Origin of the sequence: Bacillus sp. JJ1127 (assembly GCF_036965845.1) — a bacterium.
In the GTDB taxonomy this organism is placed as follows: Bacteria; Bacillota; Bacilli; order Bacillales; family Bacillaceae_G; genus Bacillus_A.
Genome location: NZ_JBALQK010000183.1, coordinates 1 through 3,262 on the forward strand (window position 1 = coordinate 1; position 3,262 = coordinate 3,262).

The 3,262-nt window shown below is 33.9% G+C and carries 1 protein-coding gene and 1 pseudogene; both read left to right on the forward strand.

Annotated elements, in window-relative coordinates:
• The first annotated feature begins 148 nt into the window (after positions 1-148).
• Complete coding sequence (locus V7183_RS17890) at positions 149-1,321, forward strand: tyrosine-type recombinase/integrase (protein WP_335360344.1); 1,173 nt, start codon at positions 149-151, stop codon at positions 1,319-1,321.
• Positions 1,322-1,975: 654 nt separating this feature from the next.
• A pseudogene (locus V7183_RS17895) lies at positions 1,976-2,983 on the forward strand (IS4 family transposase); the annotation flags it as partial.
• Positions 2,984-3,262 lie beyond the last annotated feature (279 nt).

Here is a 3,262-nt window from a genome sequence, read left to right on the forward strand (position 1 = left end):
ATAAGTTAATAGAGAAGAATGTAGAATTCTTACAGAAAGATAATGTTTTTTAATTTACATAATTTATGTAAGTAAATTCAGTTCCATAGTATAATTGAGTAAAAGATATTGTGTTAAGAATCTATACAGAGAGTGGTGAAGGATTTATATGTACAGTAAAAGTGAAAAAGAAATCTTACCTATTACAAGCAATGAAAGTGGATTTATAGATACATATATGGAGCGTATAAGTGATGTTGTTCCTTTTCTGAATAATACTCGTTATATGAATAATATTGAACGAAAAATGGAAGCAGCAGAAAAAGAGGGAAAGGGAAAATACGATTTCCTAAGTGACCTTGAAGTGATTTATCATTTTGTGCATTTGCAAAAAGACATGGATGAGAAGAAGAATAGAAAAGAAGATACGAAAAAAAGCTATGTAACAGAAATTTTGTCATTTTGTCAGTGTATGGTGCAACATGCAGAAGAATTTGAGATAAATGGGAAAGATGTAGAGCAAAAAGCTTCCTTATTAAAAGCACTGGAGCCTTGGCACATTCGTAAATATAATACCTGGCTAAAGCAAGTAAAGAATGGCAGAAATGAATCTACGTATGCAGTCGCAACACTTGCGAAGAAAACAGTATTAATTCGCTCTTTCCTTAATCATCTTCATGTGTTTGGCTACATAGAGAAACCACTTCATGAAGAATTACAGCGAGCAAATGTAAATGCACAGGATCGACCAAACCGTGACTTATCGTATGAAGAAGTTATGAAGATACTTAGTTTTTATAAAGATAAAGGACACATAGTGAATTATACGATTTTACTTGCATTAGCAAGTACTGGTGCACGTATTCGAGAGTTGTGTACAGCAAGAGTTAAAGATATGCATTATGATGGGAAGTATTGGTTAAAGGTGATTGGGAAGGGTGATAAGGTACGGGAACTCTTTATTTCAGAGCATTTATATCAATGTGTATATGAGATGAGAAAAAGAAGGGGATTTGAAACGATATTAAATTCTGGGGATGAAAATCCGTTATTTGTGAATCAAAGAGGGAACTTCTATAATGCCAAAACATTATCTAATCAGGTAACAGATATGATTTCAAAGACAAATTTAGATTTCTTAAGGCATCGAGAAAATCCTGTTACTGCACATACGTTTCGCCATGCTTTTGCAATTATGGCCGTGGAGCATGGGAATGCAGATTTGTATCATTTAATGCAGACGCTCGGTCATGAAGATATCCAGACAACAAAAATTTATTTAGAGAAACATATGAAGCGTAAAAATAATGTAGGAACAAGTTTTGCGGATATGCTAGGTTGATAGAAAGAGCCAATATAAACGAACAGTAGGGTGTTCACAATTCCATTTTTTGTATATTTCCGCAGAAAAATATCTGTGATGTAGAAAAACGGATTCTCAGAATTTGATTTAATGATCTTTAGATTAACAATTAATAATACAAGTATCAATTACTATAAAGCCTCATTTAAAGGGTGTTAAGGGTGTTATATGGCATGTGTTCTAAAACACCCCTAAAACGAAAAAAATATAACTCTTTCAGTCGAATCACAGGAAAGTATAGCGTATTTTCATTTTATTTAACTTCAACACACCCTAATTTTCTATGTAAGTCAATATTTATCATGACGCTATGGCGGAACTTAATAAGAATAGGCTTAATGAAAATACGAATATATAGAAAAGTGTACCTTTTGAAGTGTTATCAAAAAGAATATTCAGATAATTAATCATGAAGAGGATAGGGTCTATAATTTGATCAAACGCACGTTATTTGTAAAAAAATGGATTCCAAGGTGCGATATTACTTAAGGAAGTGTAGTTTTATATAAAACTACTTATTTTATGATAGGGGTACAGACACATCGCTATCAAGCTAACAAAAACAAAATACCCCCTAAAATGAAAAAATGCGCTATTCTTTCTGTAGAATCATAGGAAAGGATGGCGTTTTGTATGTCTGTTTCTGTATCTGATGAATTACAACTATTTGCTCAAGAAATTCAAAGCTTCTTATCCCCAAATATCTTACGAGATCTTGCTAGAGATGTTGGTTTTGTGCAACGAACCAGTAAGTATCAAGCAAAAGATTTAGTCGCTTTATGTGTATGGATGAGCCAAAATGTCGCTACGACTTCTTTAACTCAGTTATCTAGCTGTTTAGAAGCATCAACAGAAGTACTTATTAGTCCCGAGGGACTGAATCAACGATTTAATAAAGCAGCCGTCCAATTTTTACAACACATATTAGCTGAACTACTAAACCAAAAATTGGCTTCATCTATGCCGATTTCTTCTCCATACACTTCTGTTTTCAAGCGTATTCGTATTTTAGATTCCACTGCTTTTCAACTCCCAGATCCCTTTTCATTCGTTTATCCAGGTGCAGGAGGGTGCAGTCATACAGCTGGGATGAAAATTCAACTTGAGTATGACCTGTTAAGTGGACAGTTCCTACATATTCATACTGGTCCAGGTAAACAACATGATCGAACCTACGGTTCTCTGTGTGTCCCAACTATAACAGCGAATGATTTATGTATCCGAGATTTAGGTTATTTTCATTTGAAAGATCTTCAACATATACAAGATAAAAAGGCTTACTATATCTCTCGTATCAAGTCGAATACACGTATTTATCAAAAAAATCCCAAACCTAATTACTTTCAAGATGGAAGAATCAAGAAAGGTACAGAGTATGTACAGATAGATATGGAGATCTTAATGAACTCTCTTCAGCCAGGACAAACATGTGAAATATCCGACGCCTATGTAGGAATGACTGATAAAGTACCAACTCGTGTGATTGTACATCGATTAACAAAAGAACAACAAAAAAAACGATTACAAGATCAAGCTGTAAGAGAAAAGAAGAAAGGAATGAAGTATTCTTCTCGTAGTAAACGACTCAGTGGTATCAATGTATATATGAAAAACACCCCTACAGATATTGTCCCGATGGGCATGGGGTCTGTGTAGCAACCGAACCAAATCTTACGTTAAGTATTAGAGGACATTGATTTCCAGTATTATTGCGTACTGATAAATAGGTGGAATCCTTCACTTGCAAGGATTCCACCTATATCTATCAATAATAGACTTGTCCACCATTTAGAAAAATGGTATATCCATTCGGATCTAAATTCTGAAATTGAATTTTATATTGTCCTCCTCTGGATGTAAATTTACTTATTGGAACATTTATTCCTCCTAAAAAACCACCCACTTTTATACTTCCTACTT

Bases quoted from the DNA above. Each gene is read 5' to 3' on its own strand.
- V7183_RS17890 (WP_335360344.1), top strand. From the start codon at position 149: ATGTACAGTAAAAGTGAAAAAGAAATCTTACCTATTACAAGCAATGAA.